Below are 16,722 nucleotides of genomic sequence, written 5' to 3' on the forward strand. Positions count from 1 at the left end.
GTATTCCAGTCGAGATCGCGGGACCGGAGGTCATTGCGAGCGAAGCGGCGAAGCGAAGCAATCCAGATCAGGCCAAGTGCATGGACTGGATTGCTTCGTCGTTGTCGCTCCTCGCAATGAGGCGGCGAGAAGGTTTACACCTCACCGCTTCTTCCACCCGCCGCGCTTTCCCGGCGCGCCACCGGTCGAGCGCGGAGCCGGGCCGAATTCGGGGCCGGACTCGCGGGAGTTGGTGGGCTGGATGATCTTGCTGCTGCTGCCGAATGGCTTTGGCGGCAGCTTGGCGTTGGGGCGGTAGGGCAGGGATTCCGGGCCGTGCATCTCGTCGAGATGCGGCTTGTGGACTTTGGAGCCGGTGCTTGGGCCGCCGCTGATGATGTCGTCGAGGGACGGCGCGAGCGGGTCGCGGGGCTTCACCCCACCCCGGCCGCCTTTGGCGGCCGACCCTCCCCCTCCAGGGGAGGGTGAAGAGGAGCCGCCAGCGCGTGCCGCAGCGCCACGGCCCTTCATCGCCGTGGTCGGGAGATTGGCGGCGTCGCCGTATTTCTTGGCGCCGGCGTAGCTGCCCGCCTTGCTCTGCACGGTGCGCTGCTTGGCGGTGGGGTCGTCGACGACGGCGAGCTCGGTGGCGCGGAGGCGCTTGACCTCGTCGCGGAGGCGGGCGGCTTCCTCGAAGTTCAAATCGGCGGCGGCTTCGCGCATCCGGGTTTCGAGATCGGCCAGCACCGCCTCGAAATTGTGGCCGATCGAGATGACGTCGTCGGTGGTGGTGCCGCCGCCGGTCTCGATCAGCACGTGGTCGCGCTCGTAGACCGAGTTGAGGATGTCGCCGATCGACTTCTTGACGCTCTCCGGCGTGATGCCATGGGCCGTGTTGTACTCCACCTGCTTCTCGCGGCGGCGGTTGGTCTCGGCGATGGCGCGCTCCATCGAGCCGGTCATCTGATCGGCGTAGAGGATCACCTTGCCGTCGACGTTGCGCGCGGCGCGGCCGATGGTCTGGATCAGCGACGTCTCGCTGCGCAGAAAACCTTCCTTGTCGGCGTCGAGGATCGCGACCAGCGCGCATTCGGGAATGTCGAGGCCCTCGCGCAGCAGGTTGATGCCGACCAGCGCGTCGAACGCGCCGAGGCGCAAGTCACGGATGATCTCGATGCGCTCGATGGTGTCGATGTCCGAATGCATGTAGCGGACGCGGATGCCCTGCTCGTGCAGATATTCGGTGAGGTCCTCGGCCATGCGCTTGGTCAGCACCGTGATCAGCGAGCGGTAGCCGGCCTGCGCGGTGGCGCGGACCTCGCCGAGCAGATCGTCGACCTGGGTGCGCGCGGGGCGGATGTCGACGGGGGGATCAATCAGTCCGGTCGGGCGGATGACCTGCTCGACGAACACGCCGCCGGCCTCGTTCAGCTCCCAGCCGCCGGGGGTCGCCGACACCGCCACGGTCTGCGGCCGCATCATGTCCCATTCCTCGAAGCGCAGCGGGCGGTTGTCCATGCAGGACGGCAGGCGGAAGCCGTATTCGGCCAGGGTCGCCTTGCGGCGGAAGTCGCCGCGGAACATGCCGCCGATCTGCGGGACCGTGACGTGGCTCTCGTCGGCGAACACCAGCGCATTGTCGGGGACGTATTCGAACAAGGTCGGCGGCGGCTCGCCGGGCAGCCGGCCGGTGAGATAGCGTGAGTAGTTCTCGATGCCGGCGCAACTGCCGGTCGCCTCCATCATCTCCAGATCGAAGGTGGTGCGCTGCTCCAGCCGCTGCGCCTCGAGCAGGCGGCCCTGCGCATGCAGCTGGTCGAGCCGCATCTTCAACTCGGATTTGATCGACTTCATCGCCTGCACCAAAGTCGGGCGCGGCGTTACATAGTGCGAATTGGCGTAGACCTTGATGAACTCCAGTTCGTCCTGCTTGTGGCCGGTGAGCGGATCGAACTCCTCGATGTTCTCCACGGTGTCGCCGAACAGGTTCACGCGCCAGGCGCGGTCCTCATAGTGCGCCGGGAAGATGTCGATGACGTCGCCCCGCACGCGAAAGGTGCCGCGGGTGAAATCGTGCTGGGTGCGCTTGTATTGCAAAGCGACGAGGTCGGCGATGAGCTGGCGCTGGTCGATGCGCTCGCCCTTCTTCAGCGCGAAGGTCATCGCGGTGTAGGTCTCGACCGAGCCGATACCGTAGATGCACGACACCGAGGCGACGATGATGACGTCGTCGCGCTCGAGCAGGGCGCGCGTCGCGGCGTGGCGCATCCGGTCGATCTGCTCGTTGATCGAGGAATCCTTCTCGATGTAGGTGTCGGTGCGCGGGACGTAGGCCTCGGGCTGGTAGTAGTCGTAATAGGAGACGAAATACTCGACCGCGTTGTCGGGGAAGAAGCTCTTGAACTCGCCATAGAGCTGCGCGGCGAGCGTCTTGTTCGGCGCCAGGATGATGGCCGGGCGCTGCGTCGCCTCGATCACCTTCGCCATGGTGTAGGTCTTGCCGGAGCCGGTGACGCCGAGCAGCACCTGGGTGCGGTCGTTGCGCGCGATGCCCTCGACCAGCTCCTTGATCGCCTGCGGCTGGTCGCCCTTCGGCTCATAGGCCGACTTGATCTCGAAGCGGACGCCGCCTTCCGACTTCTCGGGGCGCGGCGGCCGGTGCGGCGTCCACACTTTGACCGAGCCGTCGTCCTTGCGGAACTCGGGACGGCCCTCGCGGATCAGCGACTCCAGCGCTTCCGCCGTGGCCTTGACGCCGAGCGCCTCCATCTTGTTGCGCGGCGGCCGGGCGAGCGCCTCCTCGTCGTCCTCGGCGGTGGGCAGGCCGAGCTGCCGCGCCAGTTCCGGATCGAGCGTCGGGATGGTGGCGGCGGTGCCGTAATTGGCTTGCGGCGCTTCGGCGAGTCCGGAGGCTGAGGCGGCGTCATCCGCCCCGAGGGGGTGATGCTGCGGAGGGAGGCCCCCACCCTGGCCCTCCCCCGCACGCGGGGGAGGGGACGCTAGCGGCGCAGTCTCGGCATCATCGCTGGCGCCGGCACGCGGCGCCTGCCGCCTGGAGCCCTCCCCCGCGTGCGGGGGAGGGTTGGGTGGGGGCGGGCCATGCGACGGATCGTTGTTTGACGATGAACGTCCACCCACCGGCTGCGGATTCGGCCGCAGCGGCATGGACCGCGCCGAGGCATCGCCCGTCGCAACCTCAGCGCTCTTGCCGCGCGTCGACGCCCGCGCGCGGTGCGCGGCGGCCTCGCCGCCGCTGCGGCGGTCCCAGGAATTGTCCGGCGGCGGCTTCAGTCCCGTTGAGGAACCGATGCCGCTCTCGCCGCGGTTGATGGCGGGATTGAGCAGCTCGGCGAGCGCGGGCGCGATCGGCTGCACGTCGGGCCGGTGCGCTTTCGATTTCGGGGTTCGGCCTGGCTTCTTGGGAGTGTCGGGGGTCTTCGCCATGGCCCGAATATGGGACGGATGGCGCCGAGTTGAAAGAGTGATCGGGCGCCGCGCACCAGCCTTGCTGACAGCATGGTGGCAGCAGCAGGCATCGAGACGCACTGCTCCCGAAAGGCCACACGAGATCAGCGGGCGACTCGCGAGCCATGGCGCGCACGATGGCGTTGCCGCGACGCCACGCTGCCGTTCAATGCCGCGTCGGCTGCTCGACGATGTCGAGATGCACGCCGTGGCAGGCGACGCATTGCAGGGCCCAGTACTCGGAACCGCCGCGGCCGTTGATGACGCTCAGGACGCTCAGCTCCGCATCGCAGTCCGGGCATCGCGTACGCACCGAAAAAGCGAGGTGTTTGACGGCAGGCTCAGCCATGAATTGCAGTCCGCATTACGAATACACTCGGCATTTCGAATTGGCGTTTGATGTTGGCTTGGAACCGTCTGGCCGCGCGAGGGGACTCTCGGGGACTTCACTCTCGGAGATTGTTCCACGTCGCGCTATCCGTCTTTTCCCGGGGGTCGGTCGATATCCTCCGTCGCGTGCTTCAAAGTGCTGCGATTCGGTCTGCAGTTGTCAGCGCCACCGCTTGCGAAAGCGGTCGATATGGCTTTTCGCGTCGGCAATCGCCATGTCCGCATCGGACCAGGCGAAGCCGACTTCGAGCGAGGGGAACGAAACGCCATTGATCACCACCGGGGTCATGTCCGCGCGGCGGATCCGCGCGTGCCACAAGCCGCGTCCTGCTTCGAACGGCTCGATGGCGAAGTCCTCGTACAAATACGTCATTGCGCAGTCCTGGATGTCCCGAATGGCAACGACAGCATGAATTGGTCCGGGCATTTGTGAACGGGTTCACACGTCAGCGTCTTTTTTGATGGCGTCCCTGCGCTGGGAATTCCGGGTCGCGGGCTGTGACGCCGCGCGCATGATCCAGCGTCGGAACGCGGCGAAATCACGTTGGCCGGCCTGGAAATGGCGGTAGACAAGATACCAGCGCTCGCCTTTTGGGACGGTCAATGCAAACGGTGCAACCAGGCGTCCCGCCGCGAGGTCGTCGTCGATATAGGGACGGATGCCCATGGCGACGCCGAGCCCGTCGATCGCGGCCTGCAGCGCATGTCCATAGTACTGGAACTCGGTGCCGCGCGCGCTGACGCGCGTGACGCCCGCGGCCTTCAGCCACAACGCCCAGTCCTCGGCGGCATGCGACACCCGCAGCAGGCTCGAGCCCTTGAGATCGGCAGGCTTCTTCAAGGTCGCGGCGAGCCGCGGCGTGCACACCGGCACGAGATCCGCGGCGAACAGCGGCTCGGCGACGAGGCCCGGCCAGGCGCCGTGGCCGAGCTTGATGCCGCAGCTCCAATCGTCGCCGAACGGCACCGCCGCCCCGCCGGTGGTGATGCGGACCTCGATGTCCGGCTGCTCGGTGCTGAAATCGGCCAGACGCGGGATCAGCCATTTCATCGCGAACGTCGGCCCGACGCCGAGCGTCAGCACCCGCATCGATGACGGCGCCATGATCTGCGCGGTCAGGCTCGACAGCGCGTCGAAGATCGGCGTCAGCCCGCTCTGATAGGCGCGGCCGGCGGCGGTGAGCGCCAGGCGGTTGGCCTTGCGCTCGAACAGCACGACGCCCAGCCGCTGCTCGAGCAGATTGACCATGCGGCTGATCGCGGCCGCGGAGACGTTGAGCTCGCTGCCTGCCGCGGCGAAGCTGCCGGTGCGCGCCGCCGCCTCGAACGCCTTGATGCCGTTGAGGAACAGCAGCCGTCTCATCGCGCCCTCAGGAAAACTGATGGAGGGCAAGATAACTCGGTTTGTGCGGATATCGCCAGTGCGACAAATTGCATGGCGAGGAGATCAGCCATGACACCCGCCCTGATTGCAGCGCTCGGATTGCTGATGGTGGCGACGGCGTTCCTGTCGGGCCTGTTCGGCATGGCCGGCGGGCTGATCCTGATCGGCGTGCTGCTGGCGATCATGCCGCTGCCGGCGGCGATGGTGCTGCACGCGGCGACGCAGATGGCGTCCAATGGCTGGCGTGCGGTGCTGTGGCGCCGGCACATCCGCTGGCGGCCGGTCGCGGTGTATCTCGTCGGCTGCGCGCTGGCGCTCGGCCTGTGGGCGCTGGTGCGCTACGTGCCGGACAAGCCGGCGGCGCTCCTGCTGCTCGGCGTCACCCCGTTCATGGCGCGGCTGATGCCGGCCGGCCTCAAGCCCGATCCGGACAGCGTCTGGCAGGGCGCGATCTACGGCACGATCTGCATGGGGCTGATGCTGATGACCGGCGTGTCGGGGCCGCTGCTCGACACGTTCTTTCTCGGCGCGCGGTTCGACCGCCGCGCGATCGTCGCCACCAAGGCGACGTGTCAGGTCGCGAGCCACCTCACCAAGCTGATCTATTTCGGCGGCATCATCGACCAGGCCGCGGGCCTCGATCCGGTGCTCGCGCTCGTCGCCGTCGGCGCGTCGATGCTCGGCACGAGCCTGGCGCGGCGGCTGCTCGAGGCGATGAGCGAGCAGCAGTTCCGCACCTGGGCCAACCGCATCATCACGGCGGTGGCGAGCTACTACATCCTCTATGGCGGCTGGCTGCTGCTGGCCGCGCAGAGCTCGGCGGCGGCAGAGTGAGGCGAGCATGGCCGTATCGGCAGACCCCCTGGTGCTGGACTTCGTCGAATGGGTCGCGCGCGCGCCGCGCAGCCATGCCGAAGTGGTCGCGACCTGGCGAACGAGCTGCCCGCGGCTGACGGTGTGGGAGGACGCCGCCGATCTGGGCTATGTCACGCGCGAGGCGATCGCGGGCGCCGGCCTCTTCATCATCGTCACCGATGACGGTGCGCGGCTGCTGCGCGACAACGGCCGCGTCGTGCGCTAGAACGGTCCGGATTTGGAGGAAGGACCGGGAATGGCCGTGAAACTGTATGAACTCGTCGGGACCGATGCGAGCCGACCGTTCAGTCCCTATTGCTGGCGCACGCGGATGGCGCTGGCGCACAAGGGGCTGAGCGCTGATACGATTCCGTGGCGCTTCACCGAGAAGAGCGCGATCGCGCCGCATGGATCGGAGAAGGTGCCGGTCATGCTCGACGGCGACCGCGCGGTCGCCGATTCCTGGGCGATCGCCAACTACCTCGAGGACACCTATCCGGACCGGCCCTCGCTGTTCGGCGGCGCCGGCGGCCGCGCGATGGCGCGCTTCCTCAATGCCTGGGGCGATATCGCCATCGTCGGCGGCATCTTTCCGCTGATCATCGCCGACATTCCGAAGAACCTCGCCGCCGAGGATGCCGACTATTTCCGCAAATCGCGCGAGGCGCGGTTCGGCAAGAGCCTCGAAGAGGTCATGGCCTCGCGCGACCAGGCGGTCATCGGCTTCCGCAGGTCGCTGGAGCCGCTGCGGCAAACCCTGAAGACGCAGGCCTTCATCGGCGGCGATACGCCTGACTATGCCGACTACATCGTGTTCGGCGGGTTCCAATGGGCGCGCGTGGTGAGCCCGTTCCGGCTGCTCGAGGAGAGCGACAGCGTCCATGCCTGGCGCGAGCGGCTGCTCGATGCATTCGATGGGCTGGCGCGCAAGTCGCCGGGCCATCCGGTCTAGCAACGCGGCGGCCGGCGCTCGCGCCAGGCCGCCAGCCCATCGGTGAGATCGCGGCTGCCGACCAGGCTCGCGAACTGTTCGCTCTCGACCTGTAGCCCTTCGCCGATCGCCATGTTGAGCCCGCGCGTCGCGGCGGTGATGATGCCGGCGACGGTGTCCGGCCCGTGGCGGATGATGCGCTGTGCCAGCGCGCGCGCCGCCGGCAACAGCTCGTCGTGCGGCACGACGGCGTTGACGAGGCCGATCTCCAGCGCGCGCTGTGCCGGGAAAGAATCGCCGGTCAGCAGCAGCTCGAGTCCGCGCTTGCGGCCGACCAGCCGCGGCAGCCGCTGCGTGCCGCCGAAGGTCGGCGGCATGCCGAGCCTGATCTCGGGCTTGGCGAAGCTGGCGCGCTCGCTCGCGACCGCAAGATGCACGGCCTCGGTGATCTCGCAGCCGCCGCCGAAGGCGAGCCCGTTGACGGCGGCGATGACCGGCTTGCGGAACGCCTCCAGCCGCGCCGTCATCGCCTGGCCGCGCCGAACGAAGTCGCGCAGCGCGGCAGCGCGCCCCTGGCGGACGCTTGCGGTGAATTCGTCGATGTCGGCGCCGGCCGAGAAGGCGCGTTGTCCCGCGCCGGTGAGGATCACGGCCCTGACGCCGGCATCGGTCTCGATGCGGTCGAGCGCGCCCATCAATCGATCGATCAGCGCGTAGCTGAGCGCGTTCAGCCGCTGCGGCCGGTTCAGCGTGATCACGGCGATGCGGTCGGAGATGTCGAGCAGGATGAGGTCGGTCATGGTGTCTCGCAGGCTGGCGGTTGGAGCAGGTGAAGACTAGGCGCCGCGGCAGCCGAAGTATATTCACTGGTCAGTATACATTGACCGAGCGCCGCCATGCCCCGTTCCTCCGATCCCACGCCCGCCCGCATCATCGCCGCCGCGAGCAGGCTGTTCTATGCCGAGGGCATCCGCGCCGTCAGCGTCGACGCGGTGGCGGAGAAGGCCGGGGTTACCAAGAAGACGCTGTACTATCATTTCCGCAGCAAGGACGATCTGGTCGCGGCCTATCTCGCCGCGCGCGACCAGCCGAACCTGACGCTGTTCAAGCGCTGGTTCGACGAGACCGAGGGCGGGCTGCCCGACAAGATCGCCGGGATCTTCAACCAGCTCGCGCGCGCTGCGCGACATCCGAAATGGCGCGGCTGCGGCTTCTTGCGCACCACCGCGGAGCTCGCCAATCTGCCCGGCCATCCCGCGATCAGGATCGGCGCCGCCCACAAGAAGAAGTTCGAGGCCTGGCTCCAGGCGGTCTTCGAAGAGCAGGGAATTGCCGAAGCCGGCGGGCTCGCGCGGCAGATGCTGCTGCTGCTCGACGGCGCCTTCGCGGTCGTGCTGCTGCATCGGGACGCCAGCTACATGGAAACCGCGGGCGCGGCGGCGCGGACGCTGGTCGCGGCGGCGCTGCCAAAGGGAAGGCGATATGCTTCCCGCAGGACCGTCAGCCGGCGCAGCCGCGTCCCCTGACCTGCTCGCCGCGAACGATCGTTGCGACCATCCGGCTCGCCATGCCGTCGAAATCGGATGGCTTGATGTAGCCGGCGGCGTAGGCTTCCTGGGTGAGCCGTTCGATCCTTCGATCCTCGGCGGTGGTCCATACGCCCGCGATATAGGCGGCGCCGGCCGGACCATAGGTCTCGGGATAGCGCTCGTTCTGGTTCTGCCGGTGATAGTAGTAGTGGTTGAGGCCGCTGATGAAGCTGTCGCGCTTGGCGCCGCAGCGGTCGCTCCAGGCGAGGTCGAGCGACTTCAGCGCGTCTTCGCGCTGCGAACGCCGGGCGTCCTCGGTGTATTTCTCGTGGTCCTGAAACTCCGCGCCGGTGACGGGCGGAAACGCCGCCGCGGTCGGCGCTTCGGTCAGGAACAGGCGTCCGCCAACCTGCCAGACGACGATGGCCGCAATGATGAAGATCAGCCGGTTCATGGCAGCGCTCGTTTGCTATCGCCGGTCCCGTTGCGCCTGCCGCGTCCGGCACACCGCCGACTCGTCGGACCAGAAGGCGGGTCCGGCGAATTGCGGGACCTCCTCGCGCACATCGGCCGGAAAGTCCGCCTTGGTGATCCCCTTCTCCTCGAAGGCTTCGAACAACGCCTCCTTCACGCGCTGATCGAGCGGCGTGCCGACGCTGTCGGCCGCCTCCTGCAGCGATTTGTCGGTGCAGATCTTTGCGCCCCAGAACTGCCGCTTGCAATCCAGCTTGGCAACATAGGCGCGGGTGTAGGCCGTCAGTGCGTCCACCAGGTTCTGCTTCATGGTCTTGTCGCACGGCGACAGCTTGTAGGCTGTCGCGGCCTGCAACGCGTCCATCCGCAACGCGTCGAGCTTGGGATTCTTGTCGCTCTGCGAGGTGTGCTGCGCGAGCCACGCCTTGCGGTCGAACTCCTTTGCCTCCGGGCCGCCGAAGGTCATGTCGACCGTCGGGGATAGGGGAGCCACGACAGCCACGCCCCCCGGCGCCGGCGCAGCAAGGTTTGAGACCGTTTCAATCGAAGCTGTCCGCATCATGCCCCGCCACGGTCCATCCGGAAGCGGAAATCCCCTGACCGCCCAACTCACTCCTGCGAACGCAGCCAAAAATGCCGCACCTGCGGCGCCAATGAATCGCAACATGAAATAAGCCCATCCGCCAACGCCTGCACGGTAGTGCGTGCGGGTTAATGCATCCGATAGGCCGCCGGCGGCGCGCAACGACGTGAACCGATCGTGACCGTGTTCGGCCGCGTTTGAAGAAAATGGCTCATGAGAAGGCTGCACGGCGATTCACAGCCTGCCGAGGTGACGTCACGTCCTGAGGGGCAACACCGAACGGCGCGCGAGCAGCGCGATGGCGGCATCGAGATCCGGCAGCACGGCCGCCGCATTCGCCCGCGAATGATCGTTCGGCGGCACGATGTCCGGCACCATCAAGGTGATCGCGCCGGCGGCGTGCGCGGAGGCGACGCCGGGATTGGAATCCTCGATCGCGACGCAGGCCGGCGCGTGCGTCCGCAGCCGTTCCGCGGCAAGCAGATAGAGGTCCGGATGCGGTTTGGCGCGGGCCACGTCGTCGCGCGTCAGGACCGCATCGAAGCGGTGATCGATGCGGGCGAGGCGGAGATGCTCCGCGGCCGTGCGGCGCGAGGACGAGGTGACGACGGCCTTGGGCAGGCCGACCGCGTCGATCGCATCGAGCAGCGCGATGACGCCAGGCTTCAGCGGCATGCCCGCCTGCAGGATCTCGACCGTCTTGGCCGCGAACAGGCGGTTGACTTCGGCCAGCGGAAAATCGTCGCCGAAATGGTCGCGCAGGGTCTGCTCGTTGTCGGGTCCGGGAATGCCGATCATCGCGTGACAGAGCTCGACGACGCCGTCGCTGTAGCCGAGCGCATTCAGCGCCGCGATCGCAGCTTCGAGATAGACCTTCTCGGTGTCGAGCAGCGTGCCATCCATGTCGAGCAGGACGGCTTCGACGTGCCAGCGCGTCACGAGCCCGGCTCCGGTTTGCCGGCCAGTCTCTTGAGGCAGTTGGCGCACAGGCAGTCCTTGAAATTGCTTTGTCCGGTCTTGGGCAGCGGCAGGCGCACGGTCTCGTCGAAGCACCAGCAGGAGCCGCCCGGATCGCAGCTGAACGCCGTGCCGCACGACTCGCAGATGAGTTGCCGCGCGGTCATGTCCGCTAAACGATTTGTCACCTTCGGAACCACGTCCGACCAGCCCTTTTCATGTCCGGTTCATCTGCAGGGGCAAGTATAGTGCGTGACAATCTGCCGCGCCATCGCAGTCTGCGGTCGCGGCAACACAGCGTTTCGGGAGCTCCCGCGATGACGGGCTCGAGGATGTGGCATGGCGCGTGATGCTCGAGCGGCTCTTGTCGCATTGAATCGCTTCGGCTTCGGCGCGCGTGGCGGTGCCTCGGGCGATCTCGTCAATGCGGCGTCGGACCCGCGCGGCTTCGTCAACGCCGAGCTCGGCCGTCCCGATGGAGCGCTGCTGGAGGCGCCGGGTCTGCAGCCGACGGCAGCACTCGCCGCTGCCGTCTTCACCTATCAGGACGAGGTCAAGCGGGCCCGCGAGGCCGCGAAGCCGGAGGCTGCGCCGCAGGATCCGTCCAGCCCCACGCGCGGCCTGTCCACGAACGGCGCGGACAAAGCCATGGCCGCAACGCCCTCGGCGGCCCCAGCGGCCGGTGCCGACCCCGCATCCGCGATGCAGGGAGCGCCGGCAAAGCCCGCGCAAGCCCAGCAGCCGCCCAACGTCGTCCAGAAGACCTTCCGTGCCGAAGCGCTGGCGCGGCTGCAGCGCGCCGTGCTCGCCGATTGCGGCTTCACCGAGCGGCTGGTGGCGTTCTGGTCGAATCATTTCTGCATCTCCGCCGGCAAGGGCGAGTTGGCGCGGATGTGGGCCGGCGCGTTCGAGCGCGAGGCGATCCGGCCGCACGTGCTCGGGCGCTTCGTCGACATGCTGAAGGCGGTCGAGCAGCATCCGGCGATGCTGTTCTTTCTCGACAACCAGGAATCGCTCGGACCGGACTCGCGTGCCGGCCAGAACCGCAAGCGCGGCCTCAACGAGAATCTCGCGCGCGAGATCATGGAGCTGCACACGCTGGGTGTCGGCGGCGGCTACAGCCAGGAGGACGTGACCTCGCTGGCGCGCATCATCACCGGCTGGAGCTTCGCCGGCCGCAACACCCGCAACGCGGCGCCCGGCAGCTTCGTGTTCAATGCCAATGCGCATCAGCCGGGGCCGCAGACGTTGCTCGGCAGGGTCTATGCGGATGATGGCCTCGCCCAGGGCGAAGCTGCGCTCGCCGACATCGCACGGCATCCGTCGACCGCGAAGTTCATCGCCGCCAAGCTCGCACGTCATTTCATTGCCGACGATCCGCCGCCCGCGCTCGTCGCGCGACTCGAAGCCGTGTTCAGGAGGAGCGATGGCGACCTCAAGGCGCTGACCTTGGCGCTGGTGGACTCCGACGATGCCTGGTCGGCGCCGCTCACCAAGATCCGCTCGCCCTATGAGTTCCTGGTCGCCGGCGGCCGGCTGCTGGCGCGCGTGCCGGAGGATCCCGGCTTCTATCTCACTTCCCTGAACACGCTGGGCCAGCCGTTGTGGACGCCCGCGGGACCAAACGGATTCGCTGATACCAATGCGGTGTGGGCCGCGCCGGAAGGCATGAAGCTGCGGCTGGACATCTCGTCGCAGCTCGGCGGCCGACTCGGCAACAATCTCGATCCGCGCGAGCTGCTCGAGCTCGTCGCCGGCGATGCTGCGTCGACCGAGACACGCCGCACGATCGAGCGCGCGGAGTCGCGCCAGCAGGCGCTGGCGCTGCTGTTGATGTCGCCGGAATTCCAGAGGAGATGACGATGGACCGGATCGCGACCTCGCTGTTGACCTCGCGACGCCACTTGCTGCTGGCAGGCGCGTCCTTCGCCGCGTGGGGCTATTTGCCGAAATTCGCCCGCGCCGCCGACCAGCGCGATCCGCGGCTGATCGTCGTAATCCTGCGCGGCGCGCTCGATGGCCTCGCCACCGTCGCGCCGGTCGGGGATCCCGACTACGCCGGACTGCATGGCGCGATCGCGCTGACGACGGCGGGACCAACTCCGGCGCTGCCGCTCGACTCGTTCTTTGCGCTGCATCCGTCGATGCCGGAATTCGCGCGCATGTATCGCGACAAGCAGGCTGCCGTGGTTCACGCGGTCGCGACACCGTATCGCGAGCGCTCGCATTTCGATGGCCAGGACGTACTCGAAAGCGGCTTCGCCGGTCCCGGCCGCGTGCAATCGGGCTGGCTGAACCGCGCAGTCGAGGCGCTGCCGCGCGGCCCCCGCGTCACGGGCGCGCTCGCGGTCGGTCCGACGGCACCGCTGGTGCTGCGCGGCGCAGCGCCCACCGTCGGCTGGGCGCCGGTAACCTTGCCGCAGGCCGATGACGACACCGCGACGCGGCTGGTCGACCTCTATGCGCATCGCGATCCCGCATTGGCGGCTGCGCTGTCGCAAGGGCTGAAGCTCGAGAAGGTCGCGTTCGGTGACGACATGAAGCCCAAGCCGGGCGGCAACCAGATCGCGGCGATGCGCCAGGTCGCGCGCGGCGCGGCGAAGCTGATCGCGGCGGATGATGGTCCGCGCATCGCGGCGCTGGCCTTCGACGGCTGGGATACGCATGCCAATGAAGGCGGCGCAATCGGCCGGCTGGCGCAGCTGTTGTCGGGTCTCGACGGCGCGCTCGCCGAGTTCGAGAGCGGTCTTGGCCCGCGCTGGCGGGATACGGTCGTGGTGGTCGCAACCGAGTTCGGGCGCACGGCGAAGATCAACGGTACCCAGGGGACCGATCATGGCACCGGGACGATTGCGCTGCTCGCCGGCGGCGCGGTGAAGGGCGGGCGGGTGATCGCCGACTGGCCGACGCTGAAGATGGCGAGCCTCTACCAGGGACGCGATCTTGCGCCGACGACGGATCTGCGCGCGGTGTTCAAGGGCGTACTCGCCGATCATCTCGGCGTCGGCGAGCACGCGCTCGGCGGCGCGGTGTTTCCGGACAGCGCGGCCGTGAAGCCGATCAAGGGGCTCGTGGCCTAGGGCTCGCTTGCGCCCTGTCCTGATCGGGGCTCTGAAGCATTCCACATCGCGGCATCAGCGGCCACCGCCGCTGGCGCATTGCACCGCGAAGTCTGCTACTCCTCGACCTGCGGCATTCACCCCTCAGGAGATCAGCATGTTCATCGCCATGAATCGTTTTCGCGTCGCCAAGGGCTCGGAGGCCGCCTTCGAGCAGGTCTGGCTGTCGCGCGACAGCCATCTCGACAAGGTGCCGGGCTTCGTCGAGTTTCACTTGTTGAAGGGACCGGAAGCGGAGGACCATACGCTGTATGCCTCGCACACGATCTGGGCGTCGAAAGCTGCGTTCGAGGACTGGACCAGGTCCGAAGCCTTCCGCGCCGCGCACCATCGGGCCGGCGACACCAAGGTGCACTATCTCGGCCCGCCGCAGTTCGAGGGGTTCGAGGTCCGCCAAACGGTGGGCAGCAAGACGTAGGACAAGGACAGAGTCCACCATTCAGACGAGATCCGTCTCCGCGGCCCGTCTTGGCTGAGCACGGCCGAGCGGACGCTTGATTTGCGCTGAACGACACGGCGGCCGACAGGACCCGGACGGTCGCCGGTCGTGCGCCCTCGGAAGCTGCTCGCGCCGGGCCTCGCCGGGCAAGCCGTACCGCCGAACCTGCTGACATCAACAAGGACGACGCCCCAGTGAAGCTCCGGCTGAGTCGCGGAGATGCGACGGTGTGCCGACGCTGACCAGTCGTCGCCGTCGGCAGACGCGCATGCGACCTCAGGCGCTCTCGGGAACTGGAGCCTCACGAGGCTGTTATCGCGTGTCTGAAACAGGAAGCCGAATGTCCGGCAGGGCGGGCAGCGCCAGCCAGCGCCCTCGGTCGTTCTGTTCTAGCGAAGGCCCGGATGGTTGCTCGGATCGAGGACGAACCTTCCGGCATATGACCACCGGCGCCGGCGACATCGTCAGAAGCTTCCCTCCGTTGCAACGCGCCACCTTCGTCGACGTTGACAGCCTGACCGCTTGAGCGACGCGCGCCGCCCTTCCTCGTTCGGAGAGAGATTCGATGATCATCAGACAGCCGCTCAAGGTCCGCACCCCAGAGGAAGTTCTCGGGCTGATCAGCGCGCTGGCCGTCGCCATTTTTGCGGTCATCATCATCGCGCTGCTGTATTTCGGTCGCGATATCCTGGTCCCCGTGGCCCTGGCCATCCTGCTCAGCTTCGTATTGGCGCCATTGGTCGCGCAACTGCAGCGGCTTCGTGCCCCGCGCGGACTGGCCGTCGTCAGCGTGGTCGTTCTCGCATTCGTCGTGATCTTTACACTGGGCAGCCTGCTCGCCACCCAGCTCACCCAGCTTGCCAGTGAGCTGCCGAACTATCAATCGACGATGAGCAACAAGATCCAGTCGTTCCGCGACACCAAAGCCGGCAGAGGGACGCTCGAGCGTGCATCGGACATGCTCAAGGATCTGGGCAAGGAACTCGACAAACCGAATGAGCCGGAAGCGGCTCGGCCGCCGAGCGGACTGCGAACGAATTCCTCAGTCCCTGTGACCCCGATCCCGGTGGAGGTCCGGCAGCCCGATCCCGGAGCGCTAGACAGTCTCCGCACGCTGATTTCGCCGCTCATTCATCCGCTGGCGACGACCGGCATCATCATCATCTTCGTGATCTTCATATTGCTTCAACGCGAGGACCTGCGGAATCGGCTCATTCGCCTTGCGGGCTCATCCGACCTGCAGCGCACCACGGCGGCGCTCGATGATGCGGCTTACAGGCTCAGCCGGCTGTTCCTCACCCAGCTCGCCCTGAACGGCGGATTCGGCGTCGTGATCGGCGTCGGCTTGTGGTTCATCGGCATCCCCAGCGCCCTCCTTTGGGGGATCCTCGCCGCAGCGCTTCGGTTCGTGCCCTATATCGGCGCCGTCATCGCCGCGGCGTTTCCGCTTGCTCTGGCGGCAGCGGTCGACCCTGGCTGGTCGATGCTGATTTGGACCTTGGCCCTGTTTCTCGTGGTCGAGCCGTTGCTCGGCCACGTCATCGAACCGATGGTCTATGGGCGCAGCACGGGCCTGTCCCCCGTGGCGGTGGTCGTTTCAGCCGCGTTCTGGACCGCGCTGTGGGGCCCAATCGGGTTGGTGCTCGCGACGCCGCTGACGGTCTGCCTGGTCGTCATCGGACGACATGTGGAGCGCCTGGAGTTCCTCGACGTCATGTTCGGTGATCGTCCAGCGCTGTCTCCTCCCGAGATCTTCTACCAGCGCATGCTTGCGAACGATCCGACGGAAGCGGCCGAGAAGGCAGAGGAGTTCTTGAAGGAGCGCTCGTTGATTGCCTATTGCGACGAGGTCGCGGTGAAGGGACTGCAATTGGCCCAAGCCGACGCCGACCGAGGGGCGCTCGCCTATGATCGCCTTGCAACGATCCGTGACGCCGTCGCCGAGTTGACCGCCGATCTTTCCGATCAAAATGATGGTCCGCTGGCGAAACGCGAGACCACCAGCGATCCGGAAGCTGCATCGGCCGTCGACAGCTCGGCCAGCAGTGGGGCAATCGACACGATACCCATCCTCAGCAAGGACAATCTCGCCGAAGGATGGCGGAGCGAGCAGCCGGTCCTGTGCGTGGCCGGGCGAACCCCGATCGACGAAGCGGCGGCGGTGATTCTCGCGCAACTGTCGTCGGTGCACGGGTTGGGCGCGAAGGTCTCAGGAGCGGAGGCGCTCTCGACGGCGAACGTCATCAAGCTCGAGCCCGCAGGTGTTGCGATTGCCTGCCTGATCTATATCGGCAATTCCGGCGTTGCACATATGCGCTACTCCGTTCGTCGCTTGAAGCGACGACTCCCCAAGGCAAGAGTGATGTTGGTCTGCTGCGCGGCCGACGTCGATCAGGAGGCCGCGAAGGTGCTGCAGGAAGCCACCAAGGCCGATCTGGTCGCGGCGAGCATGGGTGAGGCTGTCAGAATGTGCGTCGAAGTCGCGCAGGCGAAGGCTTCTCAGCAGGTCCCATTGAAGCAGCAGAACACGACGACCAACGTAGCGTGAGACGCGCCACGTCCAACGACCAAGGCCAGACAAAAAAATGCGGCCCCGGTCAGAGACGGCGACTGACGG

At 67.1% G+C, this 16,722-nt stretch carries 17 protein-coding genes; 8 read left to right on the forward strand and 9 right to left on the reverse strand.

Annotated features, from left to right (window positions below; translation table 11 throughout):
* Window positions 1-141: 141 nt before the first annotated feature.
* From uvrB to QX041_RS21670, 4 genes are all read right to left on the reverse strand, one after another.
* Window positions 142-3,423: an excinuclease ABC subunit UvrB gene (gene uvrB / locus QX041_RS21655; RefSeq protein WP_316166506.1), complete on the reverse strand. Its 3,282-nt coding sequence runs from the start codon at window positions 3,421-3,423 to the stop codon at window positions 142-144.
* Between the two features lie 187 nt (window positions 3,424-3,610).
* A complete protein-coding gene (locus QX041_RS21660) occupies window positions 3,611-3,793 on the reverse strand; it encodes a hypothetical protein (protein WP_315714095.1) in 183 nt (60 codons plus the stop codon).
* 201 nt (window positions 3,794-3,994) lie between these two features.
* Window positions 3,995-4,207 carry a hypothetical protein gene (locus QX041_RS21665; RefSeq protein WP_035655128.1) on the reverse strand — a complete coding sequence of 71 codons (213 nt, stop codon included), beginning with the start codon at window positions 4,205-4,207 and terminating at the stop codon, window positions 3,995-3,997.
* A gap of 66 nt (window positions 4,208-4,273) precedes the next feature.
* Window positions 4,274-5,197, reverse strand: coding sequence for a LysR substrate-binding domain-containing protein (locus QX041_RS21670; protein ID WP_315714096.1), 924 nt, complete (start codon window positions 5,195-5,197; stop codon window positions 4,274-4,276).
* 90 nt (window positions 5,198-5,287) lie between these two features.
* Here QX041_RS21670 and QX041_RS21675 point away from each other — a divergent pair, with 90 nt between their 5' ends.
* From QX041_RS21675 to QX041_RS21685, 3 genes are read left to right on the forward strand one after another with little or no spacing between them, the layout of a single operon-like run.
* The gene (locus QX041_RS21675; protein WP_316166507.1) at window positions 5,288-6,052 is read left to right on the forward strand and encodes a sulfite exporter TauE/SafE family protein; all 765 of its coding nucleotides are present in this window, start codon (window positions 5,288-5,290) and stop codon (window positions 6,050-6,052) included.
* Between the two features lie 7 nt (window positions 6,053-6,059).
* Window positions 6,060-6,299 (forward strand): hypothetical protein, encoded by a 240-nt coding sequence (locus QX041_RS21680; RefSeq protein WP_316166508.1) that lies wholly within the window; start codon window positions 6,060-6,062, stop codon window positions 6,297-6,299.
* Window positions 6,300-6,329: 30 nt separating this feature from the next.
* Entirely contained in the window at window positions 6,330-7,025 is a 696-nt protein-coding gene (locus tag QX041_RS21685) for a glutathione S-transferase family protein (protein ID WP_316166509.1), read from the forward strand.
* On the opposite strand, the gene QX041_RS21690 is transcribed toward QX041_RS21685, so the two are convergent.
* On the reverse strand, window positions 7,022-7,804 hold the full coding sequence (locus tag QX041_RS21690; RefSeq protein ID WP_316166510.1) for a crotonase/enoyl-CoA hydratase family protein: 783 nt from the start codon (window positions 7,802-7,804) through the stop codon (window positions 7,022-7,024). The two genes, QX041_RS21685 and QX041_RS21690, sit on opposite strands and share 4 nt — an antisense overlap.
* Before the next feature lie 96 nt (window positions 7,805-7,900).
* On the opposite strand from QX041_RS21690, the gene QX041_RS21695 reads away from it, so the two are divergent.
* Window positions 7,901-8,530 carry a helix-turn-helix domain-containing protein gene (locus tag QX041_RS21695; RefSeq protein WP_315750056.1) on the forward strand — a complete coding sequence of 210 codons (630 nt, stop codon included), beginning with the start codon at window positions 7,901-7,903 and terminating at the stop codon, window positions 8,528-8,530.
* On the opposite strand, the gene QX041_RS21700 is transcribed toward QX041_RS21695, so the two are convergent.
* From QX041_RS21700 to QX041_RS21715, 4 genes are all read right to left on the reverse strand, one after another.
* Window positions 8,505-8,987: a hypothetical protein gene (locus tag QX041_RS21700; protein WP_315750057.1), complete on the reverse strand. Its 483-nt coding sequence runs from the start codon at window positions 8,985-8,987 to the stop codon at window positions 8,505-8,507. The two genes, QX041_RS21695 and QX041_RS21700, sit on opposite strands and share 26 nt — an antisense overlap.
* Before the next feature lie 15 nt (window positions 8,988-9,002).
* Window positions 9,003-9,500 (reverse strand): hypothetical protein, encoded by a 498-nt coding sequence (locus QX041_RS21705; protein WP_315714103.1) that lies wholly within the window; start codon window positions 9,498-9,500, stop codon window positions 9,003-9,005.
* A 345-nt stretch (window positions 9,501-9,845) separates the two neighbouring features.
* Window positions 9,846-10,529, reverse strand: coding sequence for an HAD family phosphatase (locus QX041_RS21710; RefSeq protein WP_316166511.1), 684 nt, complete (start codon window positions 10,527-10,529; stop codon window positions 9,846-9,848).
* Window positions 10,526-10,747: a cysteine-rich CWC family protein gene (locus tag QX041_RS21715; protein WP_315714381.1), complete on the reverse strand. Its 222-nt coding sequence runs from the start codon at window positions 10,745-10,747 to the stop codon at window positions 10,526-10,528. Before QX041_RS21715 ends, QX041_RS21710 begins: the two co-directional genes overlap by 4 nt.
* A 139-nt stretch (window positions 10,748-10,886) precedes the next feature.
* Here QX041_RS21715 and QX041_RS21720 point away from each other — a divergent pair, with 139 nt between their 5' ends.
* The 4 genes from QX041_RS21720 to QX041_RS21735 all read left to right on the forward strand — a co-directional run bounded on the left by QX041_RS21720 (window position 10,887) and on the right by QX041_RS21735 (window position 16,653).
* A complete protein-coding gene (locus QX041_RS21720; RefSeq protein WP_316166512.1) occupies window positions 10,887-12,407 on the forward strand; it encodes a DUF1800 family protein in 1,521 nt (506 codons plus the stop codon).
* Window positions 12,404-13,627 carry a DUF1501 domain-containing protein gene (locus QX041_RS21725; RefSeq protein ID WP_316166513.1) on the forward strand — a complete coding sequence of 408 codons (1,224 nt, stop codon included), beginning with the start codon at window positions 12,404-12,406 and terminating at the stop codon, window positions 13,625-13,627. The genes QX041_RS21720 and QX041_RS21725 overlap by 4 nt, the downstream gene beginning before the upstream one ends.
* Before the next feature lie 136 nt (window positions 13,628-13,763).
* Window positions 13,764-14,084 (forward strand): antibiotic biosynthesis monooxygenase, encoded by a 321-nt coding sequence (locus tag QX041_RS21730; protein ID WP_315714107.1) that lies wholly within the window; start codon window positions 13,764-13,766, stop codon window positions 14,082-14,084.
* 586 nt (window positions 14,085-14,670) lie between these two features.
* Window positions 14,671-16,653 carry an AI-2E family transporter gene (locus QX041_RS21735; RefSeq protein WP_315750063.1) on the forward strand — a complete coding sequence of 661 codons (1,983 nt, stop codon included), beginning with the start codon at window positions 14,671-14,673 and terminating at the stop codon, window positions 16,651-16,653.
* Window positions 16,654-16,722 lie beyond the last annotated feature (69 nt).

This window comes from Bradyrhizobium sp. SZCCHNRI2009 (assembly GCF_032485115.1).
Classification (GTDB): domain Bacteria; phylum Pseudomonadota; class Alphaproteobacteria; order Rhizobiales; family Xanthobacteraceae; genus Bradyrhizobium.

Coding starts and splice junctions, on each gene's coding strand:
- uvrB (WP_316166506.1), bottom strand. CDS start 3,423: ATGGCGAAGACCCCCGACACTCCCAAGAAGCCAGGCCGAACCCCGAAA.
- QX041_RS21660 (WP_315714095.1), bottom strand. CDS start 3,793: ATGGCTGAGCCTGCCGTCAAACACCTCGCTTTTTCGGTGCGTACGCGA.
- QX041_RS21665 (WP_035655128.1), bottom strand. CDS start 4,207: ATGACGTATTTGTACGAGGACTTCGCCATCGAGCCGTTCGAAGCAGGA.
- QX041_RS21670 (WP_315714096.1), bottom strand. CDS start 5,197: ATGAGACGGCTGCTGTTCCTCAACGGCATCAAGGCGTTCGAGGCGGCG.
- QX041_RS21675 (WP_316166507.1), top strand. CDS start 5,288: ATGACACCCGCCCTGATTGCAGCGCTCGGATTGCTGATGGTGGCGACG.
- QX041_RS21680 (WP_316166508.1), top strand. CDS start 6,060: ATGGCCGTATCGGCAGACCCCCTGGTGCTGGACTTCGTCGAATGGGTC.
- QX041_RS21685 (WP_316166509.1), top strand. CDS start 6,330: ATGGCCGTGAAACTGTATGAACTCGTCGGGACCGATGCGAGCCGACCG.
- QX041_RS21690 (WP_316166510.1), bottom strand. CDS start 7,804: ATGACCGACCTCATCCTGCTCGACATCTCCGACCGCATCGCCGTGATC.
- QX041_RS21695 (WP_315750056.1), top strand. CDS start 7,901: ATGCCCCGTTCCTCCGATCCCACGCCCGCCCGCATCATCGCCGCCGCG.
- QX041_RS21700 (WP_315750057.1), bottom strand. CDS start 8,987: ATGAACCGGCTGATCTTCATCATTGCGGCCATCGTCGTCTGGCAGGTT.
- QX041_RS21720 (WP_316166512.1), top strand. CDS start 10,887: ATGGCGCGTGATGCTCGAGCGGCTCTTGTCGCATTGAATCGCTTCGGC.
- QX041_RS21725 (WP_316166513.1), top strand. CDS start 12,404: ATGACGATGGACCGGATCGCGACCTCGCTGTTGACCTCGCGACGCCAC.
- QX041_RS21730 (WP_315714107.1), top strand. CDS start 13,764: ATGTTCATCGCCATGAATCGTTTTCGCGTCGCCAAGGGCTCGGAGGCC.
- QX041_RS21735 (WP_315750063.1), top strand. CDS start 14,671: ATGATCATCAGACAGCCGCTCAAGGTCCGCACCCCAGAGGAAGTTCTC.